Below are 19,858 nucleotides of genomic sequence, written 5' to 3'. Positions count from 1 at the left end.
GAACGGACTTTTGATCCGCCGCCTTGTCTGGACGCATCGCGTCCATGCCCTATATTCGAAGATGCTATAACCAGATGGCGCTTGGCCACAATGCAGTCTCTATGCCGATGGAAAGGTTTCCACATGTCAGCCGAACAATCTCCGATCGCCGCCGGCTCCCCGGCACCTGAATTTACCCTGCCGCGAGATGGCGGCGATACCGTGTCGCTTGCCCATTTCAGCGGCCGTCCGGTCGTGCTCTTTTTCTATCCCAAGGACAATACGCCGGCCTGCACGAACGAAGCGATCGCCTTTACCGCACTGGCCGATCAGTTCGCCGCCCTCAACGCAGCGGTCATTGGCATTTCCGCGGATAACGTCAAAAGCCACGACAGGTTCATAAAAAAACACAGCTTGTCGGTGATTCTGGCATCCGACGAGGACCATTCCGTACTCGAAGCCTACGGAGTGTGGAAGGAAAAGAGCATGTATGGCAAGACGTACATGGGCATCGAACGCACCACGGTGCTGATCGACGGGAACGGGAAAATTGCCCGTATCTGGGAAAAAGTGAAGGGTGATGGCCATGCGGAAGACGTGCTAGCGGCTGCCCGGGCCCTTTGAACGGGCTCGCTTGGCAAAGGGTGGCAAGGGCGTGGGCAAGGATAGCCATAAAAGCTTCGGTTCTCTTCGGGAGGGCTGTGTGGCCGCCATCCTTGCAACCGATCTGGACAGGAAAACCGCCATCGCCCGGGAAGCGGCCCGTCGCTGGTTCAGCCGGTCGATTTCCTTGCGTTCTCCCCTGGACCCAGCGCTGCCCGACCGGCCCGGCCGGCCCGAGAAACCGCCTCTTGTTCCTCCCCGCGAGATGAAGAAGCGCTCCCTTCATACCGAGAAGGGACGCATCGCCATGCTGCATGCCCTCGCCCATATCGAGCTCAATGCGGTGGATCTTGCGCTCGATATCGTCGCCCGTTTTGCGAGCGAGCCGGTTCCGCAGTCCTTTTTTGACGGTTGGATGCAGGTGGCTTTCGAGGAAGCCAAGCACTTCGGCATGGTACGGGAGCGCCTGCAGGCGCTGGGCGCCGATTATGGCGATCTACCAGCCCATGACGGGCTCTGGCAGGCCGCCCATTCCACCCGCAATTCCCTCAGCGCCCGTCTTGCGGTCGTCCCCCTGATTCTCGAAGCCCGCGGCCTCGACGTCACGCCCTCGCTCCAGGAAAAGATGGTCGAAACCGGCGATCTCGAAAGCGCAGCGGTCCTGTCCGTCATCTACAACGACGAAAAGGGCCACGTCGCAATCGGCGCCAAATGGTTCCGTTTCCTCTGCGCCAGGGAGAGAAAGGACCCGGCAGAAACATTCCGGCAGCTGGTGCGGGCCAATTTCCGCGGCCCGCTGAAGCCACCGTTCAATGATATTGCCCGCGCAGAAGCCGGCCTGACGCCCTCCTTTTACCGGTCCCTTCCCTCCATCAGCAACGCTTGAAAAATCAGCGTTTTCAGGCCTTGCAGCGGACCCGCAACGCGCAAATAAAGAGATTATTAACCTTAATGGTTTCTAATCATCCCAATTTGGCGGAGTTCTCATGCTCCGCTGCAAGGGAGCCAGACCGTGAGCCAAAGCCATGACAGCCGTGTATTCGGCAAGCGCAAACCGGATCACTTCCTGATTCTTGCAAGCGGCGAAAAGATCCGGCATGTCCGCATTCGCCCCTGGATGACCGGCGTTGCCATGACCGTGCTGGGGGTCTTCAGCGTCGGGTATCTGACGGCCACCGCCTATCTCGTGCTTCGCGACGACCTGATCGGCGCCACCATGGCCCGTCAGGCCCGCATGCAATTCGAATATGAAGACCGCATTGCTGCGCTTCGGGCGCAGGTCGACCGGGTGACATCCCGGCAGATGCTGGATCAGCAGGTCGTGGAAGACAAGGTCGAGAAGCTGCTTGAGCAGCAGAATGCCCTCGCCTCCCGCCATGGAAAGATGGGAACGCTGATCGAGCGTGCCGAAGCCTCGGGCTTGACCGAAGACAGCGCGACGGCGCCGGTTCAGACGGCTTCCGCCGGGGGTGGCCTCAAGGCCATCGACGCGCTGATGGGCAATGCGCCCGCAACCGCAAACACCGTTTCGGCCCTCGGATATCAATCGGCGGATGCGGATGGGCACGAAAGCACCGGCGACCGCGCCGACCGGCTTTTTTCCAAAATGACCCTCTCGCTGAAGTCGCTCGAACAGGAACAGAAAGACCGGGTCCAATCCTTGACCACGGGCGCGACCGAAACCGCCGACCAGATCGAATCGATCATGGAACGGACTGGCGTTCCGATTGAAACCACGACCGAAAGCAAGGAAAACGATGGCCAGGCCGAAGGAGGTCCATTCGTGGCCGCTCTTCCCGAAGACACGTTCGACCTGTCGCTGGCTCGTCTCGATTCGGCCCTGAACCGCCTGGAGTCGATCCGCGCCACCGCCCTGCGCCTGCCTTTCACCAATCCCGCCCCGGGACGGGATATCACGAGCACGTTCGGCAACCGCACCGACCCCTTCCTCGGCAAACTCGCCATGCATACGGGCGTCGACTTCCGCTTCGAGACCGGTGAACCGGTCAGAAGCACCGGAGCTGGAAAGGTCATCGCTGCATCCGCAGTTGGCGGCTATGGCAACATGGTGGAGATCGACCACGGAAACGGCATTACCACCCGCTATGGCCATCTCTCGAAGATCTCCGTCGCCGTGGGCGACCAGGTGGACAACGGAACCATGATCGGCCGCGCCGGCAGCACGGGCCGCTCGACCGGTCCGCATCTGCACTACGAAGTCCGATATCAGGGGGAGGCCGAGAACCCCATGCGCTTCATCAACGCTGCGACGAAACTCAAATCCTACCTGCGCTAGGTTTTACCGTCTGGCGGGCATCGCCCGTGGCATTTTGGACGCGTTCATCATATTTCCGCCGGAAATTTACTGTTCAGACAAACTTAGACCCGTGTTGCCGGCTAAAAAGCCTGCATTTCCTTGACTTTGGGCCCCAATCGGACTATTCCGCCCTGCGCCCGCAGTGATTGCTGGCAGATTCAACACGTGGTTTCCCTTAAACCAGAACGGATTCAAATTCCCTTTGACCACCTTTGCTGACCTTGGCCTGAGCCCGAAAGTCCTCGCCGCTGTAACCGATGCAGGTTACACCATTCCTACTCCCATCCAGGCTGGCGCCATTCCGCCGGCCCTGCAGCGCCGCGACATCTGCGGCATCGCGCAGACGGGTACGGGCAAGACGGCGTCCTTCGTGCTGCCGATGTTGACGCTGCTGGAAAAGGGTCGCGCCCGGGCGCGGATGCCCCGGACCCTCATTCTGGAGCCGACGCGCGAGCTCGCGGCGCAGGTTGCGGAAAATTTCGAGAAATACGGCAAGAACCACAAGCTCAACATCGCCCTCCTGATTGGCGGCGTGTCCTTCGACGAGCAGGACCGCAAGCTGGAGCGCGGTGCGGATGTCCTGATCTGCACGCCCGGCCGCCTGCTGGATCACTGCGAGCGCGGCAAGCTGCTGATGACCGGCGTCGAAATCCTGGTCATCGATGAAGCAGACCGCATGCTGGACATGGGCTTCATCCCGGACATCGAGCGGATCGCGAAGCTCATTCCCTTCACCCGGCAGACCCTGTTTTTCTCGGCAACCATGCCGCCGGAAATCCAGAAGCTCGCTGATCGCTTCCTGCAGAATCCGGAGCGGATCGAGGTGGCCAAGCCCTCCTCCACCGCTAAGACCGTGACGCAGAAGCTGGTCGCCTGCCACAACAAGGATTACGAGAAGCGGGCTGCCCTGCGCGACATCATCCGCGCACAGGACGATCTCAAGAACGCAATCATCTTCTGCAATCGCAAGAAGGATGTGGCCGATCTGTTCCGCTCGCTGGACCGGCACGGCTTCTCCGTCGGCGCGCTCCACGGCGATATGGACCAACGCTCGCGTACGACCATGCTGCAGAACTTCAAGGACAACAACATCACGCTGCTCGTCGCCTCCGACGTGGCGGCCCGTGGTCTGGACATCCCCGATGTCAGCCACGTCTTCAACTTCGATGTTCCGATCCATTCCGAGGATTATGTGCACCGCATCGGACGTACCGGCCGCGCAGGCCGTTCCGGTGCGGCCTTCACGCTGGTCACCAAGTCCGACCTGAAATACGCGGAAGCGATCGAAAAGCTGATTGGCCAGAAAATCGAATGGCTGAACGGCGACCTCTCTTCCCTGCCCGCCCCGATGGAATCCACCGAGCGGCCGCGCAAGGGCAAGGAAAGCCGTGACGGCAAGCGCCGCGGCGAACGGAAGAACCGCCATGAAAAGCCCATCGAGGAAGATATGATCGAAGCCGTCGAAGTCGTGAGCGAAACCCGCGCCGAGCGCCCGCAGGAGGTTCGTCAGCCGCAGCCGCAGCAGCCGGCCCCCGCGCGCCAGAGCCGGCCGAGCCCTGCGAACGACGACGGACGTCGCGACCGCCGCAACCGCCATCGTGACCATGATGATGGTCCGACCCCGGTCGGCTTCGGCGATGACATTCCCGCATTCATGCTCATCGCGGGTCTGGCTGCGAAGGCCTGATCCATGTCCTCCGACAGACCCTCACCCTTCAGCCCCGGTTTTCCGGGGCTTTCCTTTCCTGGGGTGGGCGCAGGACTTGCCGTCCTGCGCGATGGCAGGATGTTGTTGTACCGCCGGGTCAAGGCGCCCGAGGCCGGCAGCTGGAATATATTGGGCGGCAAGGTCGATCACATGGAGCCCGCCGCGCAGGCAGCGCGTCGCGAGGCGGAGGAAGAAAGCGGTCTTTCTGTCGGAAACGTCGAGTTTCTGTGCCTCTCGGAACAAATTATTGCCGATGATCAACAGCACTGGCTTTCGCTGATCTACAGCTGCAGCGAATTTACCGGAGAGCCGGCTATGCCAGAGCCGGACAAATTCACGGCCTTCGGCTGGTTTGGCCCGGACAACTGGCCCGAACCCTTGTCGCGCTTTGCCGCTGATGCCGTGCGCGCCCTGACGGATAAGGGTTACTTCGAACGCAACGCCGCCTCGTAGGCGCGCCGCGCCCACAGCGCCATGACATCGGGATCGTCAAGCGCCTCGTCCGGAATCGACCAGTAGGGCATATGCGCCTGCTTGCCGGTCTTGCTTTCATAGGCCCACTGCACCGACCCGGCGGCTGCAAAATGCGGCGCCGTTTCCGCGTCCGCCTTGAGAAGCAGCTCGCCCTGATAAACGATCGCGAGAATGCGGCCGTCACAGTACACGCCCTTTCCGCCGAACATGCGCCGGATCGTCACGGTTCCCAATGCCCGGAACATATCCTCGATATCGTTATTCTCCATGCTTCTGTCCCTCCAGAATGCCCCCGGCTTCAAGCACCGCCTCCGGCGTATCGACATCGAGATGGGCTGCCTCGCCCAGCTCCACGTCGACGACCGGAAGGCCTGAGCCCTCGATGATCACACGGGCGCCGACATCGCCTTCGAGACGCCGCAAGGCCGGGTAAAGCGCGCGTGGCAAAATGACGGGATTGCCCCGTTTGCCCCCGGACACGGAGCGGATGATGGCACGCCCGCCCTGCTCGTGGAAGGCATCGATCAGCCGTTTGATATCCGCCGCGGTAACGCGCGGCATATCGGCCAGCATGACCAGCACGCCGTCCGCCGCCGCGACATCGGGATCATCAAGTCCTGCGGCAAGCGAGCTTGCCATGCCGCTTGCAAAGTCCGGATTGTGGATGAAGCGCGGCGCGAGTGCGCCAACGGCTTGGCGAATATCCTCCTGACGATATCCCGTGACCACGGCAACGCTGTCGCTGCCTCCTTCCATCACGGCCCTCGTTGCATGCCTCACCAGAGGCTCGCCGGCAAATTCCGCCAGAAGCTTGTGGCCACCTGCGCCCATACGGCTGGCCCGCCCTGCGGCGAGGACGAGTGCGGCCACGCTTACCGTCCGCGGCGCGGCTTCCGATCCCGCCCTCGGGCTCGGACGCAAGGGAATTTCCTTGAGCAACCCACCCACACCCCAGCCCGTCAGATCTTCGGGGTCAGGCATCCGGCCCGCGAGAATGCGGTTCAACACCCAGTCAAACCCGTTTTCCGCCGGGCTTCGCGCGCAACCGGGCGCGCCGATGACGGGAACGCCGCCGATTTCGCCGAGAACCAGGAGATTGCCGGGATCGACCGGCAAGCCGGCATGGATGATCCGTCCTCCCGCCTGCCGGATGCCGGCTGGAATGACATCGTCGAAATCCGTCAGTGCAGACGCACCGAAGATAACGATCAGCCGGCGCGGGCCGCCTTCCGCATGAAGATGGGCAATGGCCTCGGCCAGCGCCTTCGAATCATGATCGACACGCAATTCCCGTTCGATGCTGCTGCCGGAAGCGTGCAGTCGCCTGGCCAGCACGCGGGCTGTCTTGTCCATCACCGAAGGCTTGAGTGTCGGCAGCACCGTCGCAATAAGGCTGACCGAATGGGGCTGAAAGGGAAGAATCTCGAAGGGAAGGTGGTCCGCCAGCAGGCGTTCGGCATCGCGCACGCGCGCCTCCTCCGCCGCAAGCGGAATGATCTTGACGGTCCCCACCATTTCTCCGTCCTCGACCGGCACGTGGCTGGAGAGGCAGGCGAAGGTGATGGCCGGGTCGATGCGGTTCAGGCGATTGACGGCGTCGCGGTCGGCAACGAACAGTCCGTTCGCCGTCGCATGAATGTTCACGCGCCCCGTCGCCGCCTCGGTCAAGCGATGGTGACTGCCGCGAAACGCGCGGGCTATGCGCTCCGCTGCCCGGTTTTCATCGAGATCCCCGCTTTCCAGGCGTACGGCAATAACCGTTTCATGCCCATGGGCGCGCAGCAGGTCTGCCTCTTCCTCTGTCAGGCGGTGCCCCTTGGGAAAGGACGGTCCCTCGGTCCGTAGCGCATGCGCAAGCACCAGGCCCGCACTGTCTGCCAAAGGATAGCGGCCAAACTTCATGCCCTATCACCGACCGGTGATACCAGGTCACGCCGGCGATAGGCGCGGATGATATCCGCCAATACGGCAACCGCAATCTCGGCGGGGCTGGCGGCCCCGATATCCAGTCCGATAGGTGCGGAAATCCGCCCGATCTCCTCCTCCGAATGACCAAGCGCCATCAGCCGTTCCACTCGTTTGGCATGGGTCTTCCGGCTTCCCAGCGCCCCGACATAGAAACATCCGGTGCGGAGCGCCGCTGAAAGCGGATAGTCGTCGATCTTCGGATCGTGCGTCACCGCAGCCAGTGCGGTATGCGGGTCGAGCGGGCGATCCCGCAGCGCATCCTCGGGCCAGTCCGCCCGGACATCCACCCCGTCGAAACGTTCCGGCGTGGCGAAGGCTGTGCGAGGATCGATGACTGTGAGGTCGTAACCGGCAATCCGGGCCATGGGGGCAAGTGCCTGGCTGATATGGACCGCGCCGATGACGACGATTCTCGCGGGAGGCAGGTATATGTTGAGAAAGGCCGGTCCGGAGGCGGTTTCCACCATGCCGGGCTTGCCACTGCGAAAGGCCTTCGCCAGCACCTCCGCCTCGATGCCCTCTATGGCCTCGCCCTCGCCAACCAGCCGCACGGTCTGGCCATCCGGCCCCGCCAGCGTTCCCACAGCCTGCCGGTTGACCCGCGCCCGGTTGAGTGCATGCAACAGCTCGCGCTTCATGCGGAAATCCTCTCGAGCTGGACCCGGATTCGCCCACCGCAGGAGAGCCCGACCCGCCAGGCGGTTTCGTCTGCCACGCCAAAGTCCAGCTGCCGGACGGTACCGCTGGCAATCACATCAGCCGCTTCTGCAATAACCGCCCCCTCGACGCAGCCGCCGGAAACGGAACCGAAGAAGTTGCCGTCACTATCGATGACCAGATGGCTGCCGACAGGGCGCGGAGCGGAGCCCCAGGTTTCGATGACGGTAGCGAGTGCCACGCCCCTGCCCTCTGCCAGCCAAACCTCGGCAGCGATCAACGGGTCCTGCATATCCTCAGCCATACTCATGCTCCTTGTCTTTACCGGGGTGACGGCCGAAAGCGTCCGAGCGCGTCCCGATCGTCCTGATCCTGGGCTCCACCTCCGGACAGAGCGTCCACAAGCGCCTCCAGGGAGTCCAGGTTATGAACCGCCCGGAAAGAATCCACATGCGGCAAAAGGGCCTTCACACCCCGCGCCCGCGCTTCGAACCCCTCGAAACGCAGAAGCGGATTAAGCCAGATAAGACGCCGGCAGGATCGATGCAGACGGTCACTTTCCTGTTCGAGAAGCGCGACGCTGTCCCGTTCCAGCCCATCGGTGAGCAGCAGCACCACGGCGCCTTGTCCCAGGACGCGCCGACCCCAGAGGCGATTGAACTCCCGCAAGGTTTCGCCGATGCGGGTTCCACCGGACCAGTCGGAAACCATGGCCGTGCACGCATCGACCGCCAGATCCGGATCGCGATTGGCGATCTGGCGGGATACATTGGTCAGGCGCGTTCCGAAAAGAAAGACGTGCACTCGCTTCCGCCGGGAAGCCAGCCCATGGAGAAAGTGCAGGAAGACCCTGCTATACTGGCTCATCGAGCCCGAAATGTCCGCCAGAACCACCAGCGGCGGCGGCACCTCCCGGGCCTTCCGGAAGCGCGGCAGAAGCAGATCGCCACCCGTGCGCAGGCTGGCCCGCAAGCTTTCCCGGGGATCGAAGCGGCCGGAAGACGCGCGACGGTAGCGCCGAAGCCGCATGCGGTCGTCGGGAAGGGCAAGCTTTTCCAACGCCTTTCGCGCTTCCGCCAGTTCGGCCGCCGTCATCTGCGCAAAATCCATCTTGCGCAGCACCTCGTTGCCGGATGCCGTGAAGCGGCTGTCGGAAATGACCTCCGGAGGCGTCTCCTCGGCCGGGGTTCCCTCCTTGCGCCCCTTGAAGGCGTCGCTGACGCGTGCCGCAGCCGCGCGCTGTTTTTCGGGCTCCTTGCGGGCGCCGGCAGGCAACATCATGGCCATCATCTGGGAGAGATAATCGCGCGTACGCCAGAAAAGCAGAAACGCCTCGTCAAAGACCTGCTGGTCCTCCCGGCGTTTGACGAAAACCGCAGACAGTGCGGCTCGAAACTCCTCGCGCGATCCCACCCCCAGCGCAACCGCCGCTTCGATCGCATCGGTCACCGATGCCGTCCCGACCTTCATGCCGGCCTTTCGGAGCGCGCGCGCGAAATAGACGATGTTGTCGGCAAACCGGCCATCGCCTTCGGCCAGCGCCGGCAGCACGAGACCCTGATGCGGCTGGTCGGAAACGCCGCCCGTTACCACGGTTTCAACCCTCCGCCTGCTGGGCGGCGCGAACCTCGGCCAGAAGTTTTGCGCCCTCGCTACCGGCGATCCGGGCAATGTCGTCCTGGTACTTGAGAAGCGCCCCGACCGTATCGCCGATGGTCTCCGGGTCGAGAGCCACCCGGTCCAGCTCCGTCAGCGCCGTGGCCCAGTCAATCGTTTCGGCAACACCGGGGTTCTTGAACAGGTCGAGCTTTCGCAAACCCTGTACATAGGCCACGATTTCCCGCGAGAGCTCTTCCCGGCAACCCGGCACCTTCTGCCGGACGATCGCGAGTTCGATCTCTGCGGAGGGATAATCCACCCAGTGATAGAGGCAGCGGCGCTTCAGTGCGTCATGCACTTCGCGGGTTCTGTTGGTCGTGATGATGACGATTGGCGGCGCTTCGGCGCGAATGGTTCCAAGCTCGGGCACCGTCACCTGAAAATCGGAAAGGACCTCCAGCAGGAACGCCTCGAAGGCTTCGTCCGCCCGGTCGAGCTCATCGATCAGGAAAACCGGCGGCCCCTTGCCGAGCGACGGCGAGAGAGCCTGAAGCACCGGCCGGCGGATCAGGTGACGTTCGGAAAACAGCCCTTCCTCGATCCGCGACCGGTCCCGCTCGCCAGAGGCTTCGGAAAGCCGGATGTCCAGCATCTGCGCGGGATAATTCCATTCGTAGACGGCCGTCGAAACGTCGAGCCCTTCATAGCACTGGAGACGGATCAGATCACGACCCAGGACCCGGGAAAGAACCTTGGCGATTTCTGTCTTGCCGACGCCTGCTTCTCCTTCCAGGAAAAGCGGACGCTTCATCTTCAGCGCCAGAAATACCACCGTGGCCAGAGAGCGCCCGGCCAGATAGCCCTGGCTGGCCAGCATCTCGATCGTCTGTTCGATATTTCCGGGCAATGTACCGGATGAATCCGCCGTCATGTCTCCCCCATGATGAGCGAAATGCCGCTCTTAAGGAGGAGCTTATAACGCGCGATAGCCCCGGTCCAGATAGATCAGCGCCTGATCCTGCGAACCGAAATGCACGGCCTGCACCTCGCCGAACAGCACCGTATGCGTGGCGGTGACCTTCTGGTCCACGACGCGGCAATCGAAGGAAACGGTGGCCGTTTCGAGAATCGGTGCGCCTGTTGCCAGCGTGGTCCAGCGACCAAGGGCAAACCGTTCTTCCGCCGTCAGCGTGTTGCGCCCGGCAAAGGCATTGGCCAGCGGCTGCATCGTGGCCCCGAGACTGTTCAGGGCGAAAATGCCGCTTTCGAAGAAGATCCGGTTATTTTCGTTGCCATTGTTGAGGCAGGCAAGAACCATGGGCGGGTTGTCCGATACCGAACAGGCCGCGGTGATCGTGACTCCGCGCCGCACGCCGTCGAGCGCAGTCGTAACGATCTGTACGTGACCCGCATAGCGGGCCATGGCGTCGCGATAAACCTGCGCATCGACCATATGCTTGTCCAACACCCGTCGCCTCCCGATGGTCCGCGGCCCTCACGGCCGCCGGAACGCACATAAGCCCATCGGCCACCAATATGGGATTGAGATATTACCTTTTCCACAATGTCCTGAATTGCGAGATGATGCGAAACGGCAACCTTCGCTTTTCCTTTGACGGAATGTGCGGTGAGGTTAATAGGTAGGCAACAGGTTCAATCCGGAGATCGCGTCCTTGATGGCTTCCGTGCGACTGTCTCTCGCCGCACTGCTGTGCCTTGCCTCGACAGGCCTCGCACGGGGGGAAGATTTCGTCATTGGCGTGGTCGCGCCCGCCAAAGGCGCCTATGCGCTTCTGGGCAGTCAGGTAGCGCAGGGCGCTTCCTTTAGAGCGGCCGAAACGGGTAACCGCATCGTCCCGATCGCCGATGGCTGCGAGGCGGCCGACGGGTCCCGCATCGCCACCGAACTGATTGCCGCCGGGGCACAGGCAGCCATCGGGTTTCTCTGCACGGAATCCCTCGAAGCGGCATTGCCCGCGCTGAAGGAAGCGGGCATTCCGGCTCTGACCGTCGGTGTCCGGTCCGACATTCTCATGGAAGACGCCCTCAAGAACGACTGGCCGCTCTATCGGCTTGGCCCGTCCGAGTCCGCGGAGATCGAGCGCCTGGCCGCTGAAATCGGCACGGCCTGGAGCGCCGAGCCCTTTGCCCTGGTAGACGATGGCGCCGTGGGAAATCACGACCTCGTCGAGCAGCTCCGTGACCGGCTGGAGGAAAACGGCGTGAAGCCCGTTCTCTTGGAAACATTGAGGCCCGGTCAGGACCAGCAGCTGACCCTTGTGCGCCACCTGTCCTCTGCGGGGGTCCTCCGTGCCTTTGTCTCTGCCGACCGGGACGACATAGCGGTCCTGATGCGTGACCTGATCGGCGAAGCGGCACCCATATCCGTTCTTGCCGGCGCTTCCGTCGATACGACGCCGGGAACCGTGCCCCTTCCTGCCGGCCTGGACGTGCTGGTGCTGAAGAATGCGGCCGCCGACCCGGCCAATGCGGAAAAGGTCGCGGCCATCAGGGCAAAGGGCATCGAGCCGGAAGGCTATGTCATTCCGTCGATAGCCGCTGTCGATGTGGCGGACCAGCTGCTCAAGGCCGCTGCAGCGGAAAGCAAGGCGGCCCTCGACGTGGTGAAGGGTCGCGCATTCGATACGGCCTTCGGTCCGATCCGTTTCACCGATACCCATGAGCTGAACGAGAACCCTTACGAAATTCGCCGCTGGGACGGCAGGAAATTCGTCGCACCACCCGCCAATTGAGTGAATCCGCCGCCTGGAACCGTTGCCGCCTGGGTGAGCCCGATGCTATGAGGCCGGCACGTGCCGCCTTTTCTCTTCCGGAGTGCCCGATGTCCCTTCCTCTTCGCATTGCCCCGTCCATCCTCGCCGCCAATTTCGCCAAGCTCGGGCAGGAAGTCGCCGATGTGACCGCGGCCGGAGCGGACTGGATTCACCTGGACGTCATGGACGGCCATTTCGTTCCGAACATTTCCTATGGTCCCGATGTCATCAAGGCACTGCGGCCGCACACGGACGCAATCTTCGATTGCCACCTGATGATCTCCCCTGCCGACCCCTATCTCGAAGCCTTCGCCAAGGCAGGTTGCGATATCATTACGGTTCATGCGGAAGCGGGCCCGCACCTGCACCGGTCGCTCCAGGCCATTCGCGCCCTGGGCCGCAAGGCCGGCGTGTCCCTGAACCCGGCAACGCCGCTGTCGGTTCTGGAGCACGTGTTGAACGATATAGATCTGCTGCTCATCATGAGCGTCAATCCCGGTTTCGGCGGACAGAAGTATATTCCTGCCATGACCGACAAGATCCGCGCCGCGCGGGCCCTGATCGGCGACCGCCCGATCGAACTCGAAGTCGACGGCGGCATAACGCCAGAAACTGCGCCGCTTGCCTTCAAGGCAGGCGCCAATGCCCTCGTCGCAGGCTCCGCCGTCTTTAAAGGCGATGGCGTCGAGGATTACCGCAAGACAATCGCACTGCTGCGCCAATCCGTGGAGGCGTAGGGCTTGGACAAGGGGACAGCACCAAACCGAACGGCCCGCCTATCCGGCGCAGCCGATGCTGACCCCTCCTTGCCCTTCGGTATGGTTCTCCTGATCGGAGCGCCCCTGTGGGGGGCGGCCATGGTCCTCAGCCTGCTTCTCTGGCAGTGGCATGCCAACCGGCTCCTGACATATCATCTGTGGGAGCTTTGCGGCTTCTTCTTTGCCGGCGGGATCCTCGGCTGGCTGGCAAGCCTCGCCATCGCCCGCAGGATCAGCCGCAATCGCCGTCAGGACTATCGGTTGGCGGCCTGCTTTTTTGGCTTGATCCTCGGGACGACGGGCTTCACGGCCCTGTTGGTCGCCATCCAGTACCGCGCCTTCTATGCCCGCTGGCATGATCCCTTCCTGACTGTAACCTGGTGTATCCAGCTGGTGACAACCCTGCTCGGTTCGATATACCAGTTTCTCGTGCTGGGCTTGCCCAATTACCTCCCCGTCGCCCTGCCGCTCGGTCTGATCGTCAGTTTCGCACTTGCGAAACGGATGCGTTGAGATCGGGGCCGCCATTTGATAAAGCGACGCCAACACCGACGCTCCCAAGGAAGGCTTTCGCATGATCCCCCGCTACTCCCGGCCTGAAATGGTTTCCATCTGGTCCCCGGAAACCAAGTTCCGCATCTGGTTCGAAATCGAGGCGCATGCCTGCGATGCGCTGGCAAAGCTGGGCGTCATCCCCGCGGAAGCGGCCCGGACGATCTGGGAAAAAGGCGGCGCGGCCACCTTCGACGTCGCACGCATCGACGAGATCGAAGCCGTCACCAAGCATGACGTCATTGCCTTTCTCACCCATCTGGCCGAAATCGTCGGCCCCGACGCCCGGTTCGTGCATCAGGGCATGACGTCGTCGGACGTGCTGGATACCTGCTTCAATGTGCAGCTGGTGCGGGCCACCGACCTGCTTCTGGCGGATATGGACAAGCTGCTGGCCGCCCTGAAGCGTCGGGCCTTCGAACACAAGGATACCGTCACCATCGGGCGGTCCCACGGCATCCATGCCGAGCCGACCACTTTCGGGGTCAAGCTGGCGCTGGCCTATGCGGAATTCGAGCGCTGCCGCGCCCGGCTCGTCGCCGCCCGCGAGGAAATCGCCACCTGCGCGATCTCCGGCGCTGTCGGCACGTTCGCCAATATCGATCCGCGCGTGGAAGAACATGTCGCCGAAGCGATGGGCCTGAAGGCAGAGCCGGTCTCCACCCAGGTCATCCCGCGTGATCGGCACGCCATGTATTTCGCGACGCTGGGTGTGATCGCCTCCTCGATCGAGCGCCTCGCCACCGAGATCCGCCACCTGCAACGCACGGAAGTTCTGGAAGCCGAGGAGTATTTTTCTCCGGGTCAGAAAGGCTCTTCCGCCATGCCCCACAAGCGTAACCCGGTGCTGACAGAAAATCTGACCGGCCTTGCCCGCATGGTTCGTTCTTACGCCATGCCGGCGATGGAGAATGTGGCCCTCTGGCATGAGCGCGACATCTCGCACTCTTCGGTGGAGCGCATGATCGGACCGGATGCGACCGTCACGCTGGATTTCGCCCTGGCGCGCCTGACAGGTGTCGTCGACAAGCTTCTCGTCTACCCCGATAACATGATGAAAAACCTGAACAAGTTCCGGGGCCTCGTGCATTCCCAGCGCGTGCTGCTGGCCCTCACCCAGGCGGGCCTCTCCCGCGAGGACAGCTACCGCCTCGTTCAGCGCAATGCCATGAGGGTCTGGGAGGAAGGCAAGGACTTTCTGGAAGAGCTGCTCGGCGACAGCGAAGTTCGCGCCGCTCTCTCCGAAGCGGAAATCCGGGAAAAATTCGATCTCGGCTACCACACCAAACATGTGGATACGATCTTCGCACGCGTCTTCGGCACGTCGAACCTCTAGACCCCACGCATCGGACGAATTTCATGCCCCGCAAATTGCGGGGCATTTTGCAGGTTCCTTTAGTCATTTTTCATAAGAATTTGCCCTATAGCCTCCTTCGTCGATAACGACTCAATCGGACGGATGATCGATGCAAAAGAACGATATTCGACATTATGCGCCGGTCCCGGGCGCCAGCAGTTTCGGCAAGCTGAAGCAGCGGGAGCAGGAAGAACGGGAGCGACGGGATGCCTGCACCTATCCCGTCAAGTTGGACGCAGACGGATTTTCCGCACGAGCGGAAATCGTCAACATGTCCCGCTCGGGCATGGCCATTCATATCCAGTCGAAACCGCCGCATCTGGCAGGACGTCGGGTCAGCGTCACGGGACGGACCGTCGGCGTCCTGAACGGAACGGTGCGCTGGCAACGGGGCCAGGAACTGGGCGTCCAGTTCGATGCCTTGACCAATACCAAGGCACGGATCAAAGCCTATTTCGGCTTCATGAAGCGCAATCAGCAAGGGTCTTGACGGAGCGGGCTCCGGCACGCACATAAGCGCCATGAAAGCATCTGACGCAGACATTCTCATCATTCCCGGTTACACCAACTCGGGCGAACACCACTGGCAAACCCGCTGGCAGTCGAAACTGAAGACAGCGCGGCGGGTCGAACAGGCCGAGTGGTCGAAACCGGTGCGCGAAGATTGGGTTCGCCGGGTGGTGGAGGAAGTAAACGCGTCGGAAAAACCGGTGGTCCTGGTGGCCCATTCCTTGGGCGTGCCCACGGCAATACATGCCATTCCCGATTTTCGGAACAAGGTTGCGGGGGCCTTTCTTGTCGCCCCCCCTGAAGTCACCAATCCCGCGATCCGGCCCAAGCATCTCATGACCTTCGGGCCCTACCCGCAGACCCGCCTGCCCTTCCCCTCGATCACCATTGCCAGCCGCAACGATCCTTTCGGCAGTTTTGAACATGCGCAAGACATGGCAGCAGCCTGGGGATCGCATTTCATCGATGCCGGGGAGTCGGGGCACATCAATTCCGAGTCCGGACATGGCCCCTGGCCGGAAGGCACAATGGTATTCGCCCAGTTCCTCTCCAGGTTATAGAAGATTTTACTACATTCCACTTAAGTTGCATGACGCCCCTGGAAAAACGTGTTACGATTTAATACGAAATTAAGGCGTCGCAGAGATAGTTTCGGCTATTCGATTGGACGGATAGTTAACTTGCCATCTAAACCGCTCTTTTTCAGCACGAATCAAGCGGAACCGCCGCACGAGCCGGGGGACGACAAGTGGCGTGACTATCAGTTCGAGTATTGCCTGATCGTCATCGGTCCGGATACGCGGGTTCTTTCCAGCACGGTCAGCGATCACTGGCCGCTGCCTTTTGAAAACAACGCGATTATTGGCCGCTCCCTGACCGAACTGATCCATCCTCACGACCAGCCTGTTCTGCTCCGGATGATTACCGAGAGCGCACGACGCCCGGACATTCCCTTTCACGCACAGGTCCGCTTCGGCACCCGGGACACGCATCATTGGGTTCTCGTGATTCTCGGCGGCCATCACGGCAATGCGCTTGATGGTCTGGAGGTTCAACTCGTGCCGACCCGCAATCCGGCCGATGTGCTGGACGATATGGTCGAGCGTGAAAGCCGGTGGAACTATGCGCTTGTCGGCTCCGAACTGGGCGTCTGGGACCACAATTTCAAGACAGGCACCTACTACTATTCCGATGTGTGGAAAGGTCTGCGCGGCATTCCTGCCGAAGAAGACGTCAATCCCGATTTCGAAGACTGGATTGGCAACATTCACCCCGATGACCGGGAAAAGGTCATCGAGGCGGTGGCGGGACAGAATGCAGGCGACGAGCGCTATCAGGTCTTCGAATATCGCGAGCGTCACCGGGACGGACACTTCGTCTGGATCGAGTGCCGCGGTTCCGTCGTGGAATGGGATCAGAACGGGGCTCCGCTGCGGGTTGTCGGCACCGACACCGACATCACCAAGCGCAAGGAGGACGAGGCAAGGCTGGAAAAGCTCTCGCAGCGTCTGGAAATGGCGCTGGACGTCTCCCAGATCGGCGTTTTCGAGGCCGATCTGGAAACTGGTCTGGCCGACTGGGACGACAATGTCCTGAAGATCTTCGGCCTGGAAGGCACGGAACACATCAAGCCCTTCAGCGTGTGGGAAAGCATGGTTCTGCCCGAGGACCGCGACATGGCGCTTTCCAGGGCGGATAACGGAGCCAACGAGAAGAAACCGTTTCGCAACGAATATCGCATTCGCCGGCCTGACGGCAGCGTGCGTTACATAAGGGCGCGCGCGGCCCCCTTCCGGAATTCCACCGGACAGGACCGGATGATCGGCGCGAACTGGGATGTCACGGAAGACGTCCTGCTGCGCCAGGAACTGGCGGCGGCAAAGGATCTCGCCGAAAGCCGCAACCGCGAGCTGGAAGAAGTCCACGCGCGCATCCGGCACAATGCCCTTCACGATTACCTGACCGGATTGCCCAATCGCCGTTATCTGGAAGAATTCCTCGAGCGGGAAACCGCCTTGGGCGTGCGCGACCGCCGCCCTCTGTCGGTTCTTCATATCGACCTCAATCGCTTCAAGCAGATCAACGATACGCTCGGGCACGAGGCGGGCGATGTGCTGTTGAAGGAAGCCACCAAGGTGTTGCGCAGCCTGGTACGCGGCGACGACTTCGTGGCCCGTATCGGCGGCGATGAATTCGCCTTCGTATCGCGGTCCATGGGCACGCCGCGCCGCCTTGCAGCCCTCGCAGATCGCATCATCCGGGAACTGTCCAAGCCGGTTCCCTATCACAGCCACTTCATCCGTATCGGCGCCAGCATCGGGATTGCCATGGCGGAGGGTGAGAATATCGACGGCAAGCAACTGCTTTTGAACGCGGATATCGCGCTTTACCGCGCCAAGAGTCGCGGCCGGAACCGGCACGAGTTTTTCTCGCCCGAAACCCAGAACGCCATCATCCGGACCAAGCGGCTCTCCGACGAATTGCTGCACGCGCTGGAGCACAAGGAATTCATCCCCTTCTACCAGCCCCAGTTCTTCGCCGACGACCTGCGTCTTGCCGGCATGGAAACGCTGGTGCGCTGGAACCATCCCGAGCGGGGCATCATCACCCCGGACAATTTCCTGTCGGTGGCGACCGACCTGGATGTCGTCTCCTCCATCGACGCTTTCGTTCTGGAGAGAGCCCTCGCCGACATGGCGCAATGGGAGAAGGACGGCCTGAAGATCGACCGCATCTCGGTCAATGTCTCCGCCCGGAGACTGGACGATCCCCAGCTGATCCGGAAGCTGAAATCGCTGAAGATCAAGCCCGGACGCGTCTCTTTCGAGCTTCTGGAGTCGATTTTCCTCGACGACCACGACCAGTCTACAGCCGATACGCTGGCCGCTCTTCGCTCGCTCGGCATCCAGATCGAGATCGACGATTTCGGCACGGGCCACGCCTCGATCATCAGTCTCATGAAGATCAATCCGCATATCCTCAAGATCGACCGGGCCCTGGTTCGCACGCTTCCGGAGTCCTCGGAACAACGGCGCCTGGTTGCGTCCATCGTGGAAATCGGCAAATCGCTGGATATCAAGGTTCTCGCAGAGGGCGTCGAAACCCGGGATCATATCCGCATCCTGCAGGATGTCGGCTGTGACATCCTGCAGGGATACGGGCTCGCCCGGCCCATGCCGGCGGAACATATTCCGGACTTTATCCGGGAAAAGCGCTGGATGGCCTGACCCATGAAAAAAGCCGCCTCAACGGGCGGCTTTTTCACTTCTCATGCGGGCTGCTTACTCGTCGAACAGCTGCTGTTTCGCGACAGCGTGCAGCTCGGTCAGCTTGGCGATGATCTGCTCCTCGGTAATCTTGACCGAAGCAGCGTCGAAATCGCCCTTCACCTTGCGGATCACGTCATCGTCGCCCGCTTCGATGAAATCGGCAGCGACAACTTCCTTGGCATAGGCGTCGGCATCGGCGCGGCCGATCTGGCCGGCAGCCCAGAGGCCCAGAAGCTTGTTGCGGCGTGCGACCGCCTTGAACTTCATTTCTTCGTCATGGGCGAACTTGTTTTCGAACGCCTTTTCGCGATCACTCATGCCAGTCATGGGGCAATCTCCAGAATCTCAACCAGAATGCTTTGCTGTTTCCATTAATAGAAGGTGGGGGACAAGTTCAATCCGTACAAGGCGTGAAAATGCGGATTGGCGGACATTGACCGTCGGGCGCACTTTCCAAGCGAAGATGGGACTGCCGCATTGTGAATTGTGATCTTTTCCTTTATGGGACGCGCTAACGAAAAAATCCGCGCGCCGGCCAAAGGCGCCCAATAGCAGAGACATTCATCATGAACCGTCGCCGCCGTATCTACGAAGGCAAGGGCAAGATCCTTTACGAAGGTCCCGAACCAGGCACGCTCATCCAGTTCTTCAAGGATGATGCCACGGCATTCAACAAGAAGAAGCACGAAGTCATCGACGGCAAGGGTGTGCTCAACAACCGGATCTGCGAATATATCTTCTCGCATCTGAACCGGATCGGCATACCCACCCATTTCCTGCGCCGGCTGAACATGCGCGAGCAGCTGATCCGCGAAGTGGAAATGATTCCGCTGGAAATCGTCGTGCGCAACGTCGCTGCCGGCTCGCTGGCCAAGCGCCTGGGCATCGAGGAAGGCACCGTCCTTCCCCGCTCCATCATCGAATTCTATTACAAGTCGGATGCGCTTGACGACCCGATGGTTTCGGAAGAGCACATCACGGCCTTCGGCTGGGCCAATCCCGCCGAGCTCGACGACATCATGGCGCTCGCCATCCGCGTCAACGACTTCATGACCGGCCTTTTCCTCGGCGTGGGCATCCAGCTCGTCGATTTCAAGATCGAATGTGGCCGCCTCTTCGAAGGCGACATGATGCGCATCATCCTGGCCGATGAAATCTCGCCGGACAGCTGCCGTCTGTGGGACATCGAAACCCGCAACAAGCTGGACAAGGATCGCTTCCGCGAGGATCTCGGCGGCCTGCTGGAGGCCTATCAGGAAGTGGCCCGGCGTCTGGGCATCATCAATGAAAACGAGCCCGTGCGTGGCACTGGGCCGGTACTCGTCAAGTAAGC

At 61.5% G+C, this 19,858-nt stretch carries 21 protein-coding genes; 13 read left to right on the top strand and 8 right to left on the bottom strand.

The genetic code is table 11. From position 1 onward, the window contains the following. Positions 1-123: 123 nt before the first annotated feature. The 5 genes from bcp to ACT54B_RS10960 all read left to right on the top strand — a co-directional run bounded on the left by bcp (position 124) and on the right by ACT54B_RS10960 (position 5,060). Positions 124-603, top strand: a complete 480-nt coding sequence (gene bcp / locus ACT54B_RS10980; protein ID WP_476044911.1) for a thioredoxin-dependent thiol peroxidase — start codon at positions 124-126, stop codon at positions 601-603. A 31-nt stretch (positions 604-634) separates the two neighbouring features. Beyond that, the gene (locus ACT54B_RS10975) at positions 635-1,468 is read left to right on the top strand and encodes a ferritin-like domain-containing protein (protein ID WP_476045591.1); all 834 of its coding nucleotides are present in this window, start codon (positions 635-637) and stop codon (positions 1,466-1,468) included. Positions 1,469-1,594: 126 nt separating this feature from the next. Beyond that, positions 1,595-2,878 (top strand): peptidoglycan DD-metalloendopeptidase family protein, encoded by a 1,284-nt coding sequence (locus ACT54B_RS10970; RefSeq protein ID WP_476044910.1) that lies wholly within the window; start codon positions 1,595-1,597, stop codon positions 2,876-2,878. Between the two features lie 223 nt (positions 2,879-3,101). Further along, a complete protein-coding gene (locus ACT54B_RS10965; RefSeq protein ID WP_476044909.1) occupies positions 3,102-4,586 on the top strand; it encodes a DEAD/DEAH box helicase in 1,485 nt (494 codons plus the stop codon). Positions 4,587-4,589: 3 nt separating this feature from the next. Beyond that, positions 4,590-5,060, top strand: coding sequence for an NUDIX domain-containing protein (locus ACT54B_RS10960; protein WP_476044908.1), 471 nt, complete (start codon positions 4,590-4,592; stop codon positions 5,058-5,060). On the opposite strand, the gene ACT54B_RS10955 is transcribed toward ACT54B_RS10960, so the two are convergent. The 7 genes from ACT54B_RS10955 to ACT54B_RS10925 are packed head-to-tail and all read right to left on the bottom strand — an operon-like array spanning position 5,033 to position 10,758. Next, entirely contained in the window at positions 5,033-5,350 is a 318-nt protein-coding gene (locus ACT54B_RS10955; protein ID WP_476044907.1) for a TfoX/Sxy family protein, read from the bottom strand. The two genes, ACT54B_RS10960 and ACT54B_RS10955, sit on opposite strands and share 28 nt — an antisense overlap. Then, entirely contained in the window at positions 5,340-6,983 is a 1,644-nt protein-coding gene (locus ACT54B_RS10950) for an NTP transferase domain-containing protein (RefSeq protein ID WP_476044906.1), read from the bottom strand. The genes ACT54B_RS10955 and ACT54B_RS10950 overlap by 11 nt, the downstream gene beginning before the upstream one ends. After that, positions 6,980-7,687 carry an XdhC family protein gene (locus ACT54B_RS10945; protein ID WP_476044905.1) on the bottom strand — a complete coding sequence of 236 codons (708 nt, stop codon included), beginning with the start codon at positions 7,685-7,687 and terminating at the stop codon, positions 6,980-6,982. The genes ACT54B_RS10950 and ACT54B_RS10945 overlap by 4 nt, the downstream gene beginning before the upstream one ends. Then, the gene (locus ACT54B_RS10940) at positions 7,684-8,016 is read right to left on the bottom strand and encodes an XdhC family protein (protein ID WP_476044904.1); all 333 of its coding nucleotides are present in this window, start codon (positions 8,014-8,016) and stop codon (positions 7,684-7,686) included. Before ACT54B_RS10940 ends, ACT54B_RS10945 begins: the two co-directional genes overlap by 4 nt. Before the next feature lie 11 nt (positions 8,017-8,027). Further along, positions 8,028-9,257: a vWA domain-containing protein gene (locus tag ACT54B_RS10935; protein WP_476045590.1), complete on the bottom strand. Its 1,230-nt coding sequence runs from the start codon at positions 9,255-9,257 to the stop codon at positions 8,028-8,030. Between the two features lie 46 nt (positions 9,258-9,303). Next, the gene (locus ACT54B_RS10930) at positions 9,304-10,236 is read right to left on the bottom strand and encodes an AAA family ATPase (protein WP_476044903.1); all 933 of its coding nucleotides are present in this window, start codon (positions 10,234-10,236) and stop codon (positions 9,304-9,306) included. A 42-nt stretch (positions 10,237-10,278) separates the two neighbouring features. Continuing rightward, entirely contained in the window at positions 10,279-10,758 is a 480-nt protein-coding gene (locus ACT54B_RS10925; RefSeq protein WP_476045589.1) for a flavin reductase, read from the bottom strand. Positions 10,759-10,981: 223 nt separating this feature from the next. Between ACT54B_RS10925 and ACT54B_RS10920 the strand changes: the two genes are divergently transcribed. From ACT54B_RS10920 to ACT54B_RS10890, 7 genes are all read left to right on the top strand, one after another. Then, the gene (locus tag ACT54B_RS10920; RefSeq protein WP_476044902.1) at positions 10,982-12,058 is read left to right on the top strand and encodes an ABC transporter substrate-binding protein; all 1,077 of its coding nucleotides are present in this window, start codon (positions 10,982-10,984) and stop codon (positions 12,056-12,058) included. Positions 12,059-12,147: 89 nt separating this feature from the next. Beyond that, positions 12,148-12,816 carry a ribulose-phosphate 3-epimerase gene (rpe, locus tag ACT54B_RS10915; protein WP_476044901.1) on the top strand — a complete coding sequence of 223 codons (669 nt, stop codon included), beginning with the start codon at positions 12,148-12,150 and terminating at the stop codon, positions 12,814-12,816. A gap of 120 nt (positions 12,817-12,936) precedes the next feature. After that, positions 12,937-13,350, top strand: a complete 414-nt coding sequence (locus tag ACT54B_RS10910) for a hypothetical protein (RefSeq protein WP_476044900.1) — start codon at positions 12,937-12,939, stop codon at positions 13,348-13,350. 61 nt (positions 13,351-13,411) lie between these two features. Next, entirely contained in the window at positions 13,412-14,725 is a 1,314-nt protein-coding gene (gene purB, locus ACT54B_RS10905; RefSeq protein ID WP_476044899.1) for an adenylosuccinate lyase, read from the top strand. A gap of 130 nt (positions 14,726-14,855) precedes the next feature. Next, on the top strand, positions 14,856-15,236 hold the full coding sequence (locus ACT54B_RS10900; RefSeq protein WP_476044898.1) for a PilZ domain-containing protein: 381 nt from the start codon (positions 14,856-14,858) through the stop codon (positions 15,234-15,236). Positions 15,237-15,267: 31 nt separating this feature from the next. Further along, positions 15,268-15,816 (top strand): RBBP9/YdeN family alpha/beta hydrolase, encoded by a 549-nt coding sequence (locus tag ACT54B_RS10895; protein ID WP_476044897.1) that lies wholly within the window; start codon positions 15,268-15,270, stop codon positions 15,814-15,816. Between the two features lie 120 nt (positions 15,817-15,936). Next, positions 15,937-18,483: a sensor domain-containing protein gene (locus ACT54B_RS10890; RefSeq protein WP_476044896.1), complete on the top strand. Its 2,547-nt coding sequence runs from the start codon at positions 15,937-15,939 to the stop codon at positions 18,481-18,483. Positions 18,484-18,537: 54 nt separating this feature from the next. Here ACT54B_RS10890 and ACT54B_RS10885 read toward each other — a convergent pair whose 3' ends face one another. Next, positions 18,538-18,852 carry a DUF1476 domain-containing protein gene (locus ACT54B_RS10885; protein ID WP_476044894.1) on the bottom strand — a complete coding sequence of 105 codons (315 nt, stop codon included), beginning with the start codon at positions 18,850-18,852 and terminating at the stop codon, positions 18,538-18,540. A 239-nt stretch (positions 18,853-19,091) separates the two neighbouring features. On the opposite strand from ACT54B_RS10885, the gene purC reads away from it, so the two are divergent. Beyond that, the gene (gene purC / locus ACT54B_RS10880; protein ID WP_476044893.1) at positions 19,092-19,856 is read left to right on the top strand and encodes a phosphoribosylaminoimidazolesuccinocarboxamide synthase; all 765 of its coding nucleotides are present in this window, start codon (positions 19,092-19,094) and stop codon (positions 19,854-19,856) included. Positions 19,857-19,858 lie beyond the last annotated feature (2 nt).

The organism is Gellertiella sp. DMC107, from assembly GCF_056313605.1.
Note: the sequence above shows the minus strand (reverse complement) of the source record. Positions and strands in the feature narration are given on the sequence as shown.

Bases quoted from the DNA above. Each gene is read 5' to 3' on its own strand.
- bcp (WP_476044911.1), top strand. From the start codon at position 124: ATGTCAGCCGAACAATCTCCGATCGCCGCCGGCTCCCCGGCACCTGAA.
- ACT54B_RS10960 (WP_476044908.1), top strand. From the start codon at position 4,590: ATGTCCTCCGACAGACCCTCACCCTTCAGCCCCGGTTTTCCGGGGCTT.
- ACT54B_RS10955 (WP_476044907.1), bottom strand. From the start codon at position 5,350: ATGGAGAATAACGATATCGAGGATATGTTCCGGGCATTGGGAACCGTG.
- ACT54B_RS10950 (WP_476044906.1), bottom strand. From the start codon at position 6,983: ATGAAGTTTGGCCGCTATCCTTTGGCAGACAGTGCGGGCCTGGTGCTT.
- ACT54B_RS10945 (WP_476044905.1), bottom strand. From the start codon at position 7,687: ATGAAGCGCGAGCTGTTGCATGCACTCAACCGGGCGCGGGTCAACCGG.
- ACT54B_RS10940 (WP_476044904.1), bottom strand. From the start codon at position 8,016: ATGAGTATGGCTGAGGATATGCAGGACCCGTTGATCGCTGCCGAGGTT.
- ACT54B_RS10930 (WP_476044903.1), bottom strand. From the start codon at position 10,236: ATGACGGCGGATTCATCCGGTACATTGCCCGGAAATATCGAACAGACG.
- ACT54B_RS10925 (WP_476045589.1), bottom strand. From the start codon at position 10,758: ATGGTCGATGCGCAGGTTTATCGCGACGCCATGGCCCGCTATGCGGGT.
- ACT54B_RS10920 (WP_476044902.1), top strand. From the start codon at position 10,982: ATGGCTTCCGTGCGACTGTCTCTCGCCGCACTGCTGTGCCTTGCCTCG.
- rpe (WP_476044901.1), top strand. From the start codon at position 12,148: ATGTCCCTTCCTCTTCGCATTGCCCCGTCCATCCTCGCCGCCAATTTC.
- ACT54B_RS10910 (WP_476044900.1), top strand. From the start codon at position 12,937: ATGGTCCTCAGCCTGCTTCTCTGGCAGTGGCATGCCAACCGGCTCCTG.
- purB (WP_476044899.1), top strand. From the start codon at position 13,412: ATGATCCCCCGCTACTCCCGGCCTGAAATGGTTTCCATCTGGTCCCCG.
- ACT54B_RS10900 (WP_476044898.1), top strand. From the start codon at position 14,856: ATGCAAAAGAACGATATTCGACATTATGCGCCGGTCCCGGGCGCCAGC.
- ACT54B_RS10895 (WP_476044897.1), top strand. From the start codon at position 15,268: ATGAAAGCATCTGACGCAGACATTCTCATCATTCCCGGTTACACCAAC.
- ACT54B_RS10885 (WP_476044894.1), bottom strand. From the start codon at position 18,852: ATGACTGGCATGAGTGATCGCGAAAAGGCGTTCGAAAACAAGTTCGCC.
- purC (WP_476044893.1), top strand. From the start codon at position 19,092: ATGAACCGTCGCCGCCGTATCTACGAAGGCAAGGGCAAGATCCTTTAC.